Annotated in this window: 1 pseudogene; it reads right to left on the reverse strand. The window is 68.5% G+C overall.

The window, feature by feature from the left end:
• Positions 1-756, reverse strand: a pseudogene (locus AZG88_RS19220) (arylsulfatase); the annotation flags it as partial.

The raw sequence follows: 756 nt of genomic DNA on the forward strand, positions 1-756 counted from the left end.
TCCGCTGTTCCTCGCTGCCGAGGAAGTTGTAGACATAGTGCAGCCGGTCGTCCTCGAGGTACAGGGCGTGGCCGCCGAACCGGCCGCCGTGGGAGAACAGCACCCCGGACGCCCCCGGCTCGGGGAGGTCGACCAGTGCCCCGATCGAGTAGGAACGGTTGCGGACACTGACCGCGAGCGGTAGACGTAGCGGTTGCGTGGGGCCACCGGCTGCGGGCGTGGGGTGGTGAGGATTTCCACGGGTTGGCGGTCGTCGAGCGGCAACGCGTGGTTGGCGCCGGCCTCGTGGAACCACAACCCGACCAGCTCGGCGAGCCTGCCGGGCTCCTCGGCGGCAAGGTCGCGGAGCTCGGCGCGGTCCACATCGGTGTGGTAGAGCTCCCAGGTGTCGTCGGGGAACCGGCCCCAGCCGCTGATCGCCGGGTGGGTGGTGACGGCCTTCCAGCCGTCGTGCCAGATGCCGCGGGTGCCGAGCATCGAGTAGAACTGGGTGTGTTTGGCCGTCGGGATGGTGGCCGCGTCGAAGCTGTACCGCATACTCACCCCCTGCAGCGGGTGCTGGGTGTAGCCCTTCACGGTGTCGGGCAGTGCGATCCCCAGGCAGTCCAGCACGGTCGCGACCACGTCGATGGCGTGGTGGTATTGGTCGCGGGTCTCGCCGCGGGCGGCGATCCCAGCGGGCCAGGAGATGATGCACGGGTCGCTGGTGCCGCCGTTGAAGGAATACCGTTTCCACATCTTGAACGGGGTGTTGAA

Origin of the sequence: Rhodococcus sp. LB1 (assembly GCF_001583455.1) — a bacterium.
GTDB lineage: Bacteria > Actinomycetota > Actinomycetes > Mycobacteriales > Mycobacteriaceae > Rhodococcus_F > Rhodococcus_F opacus.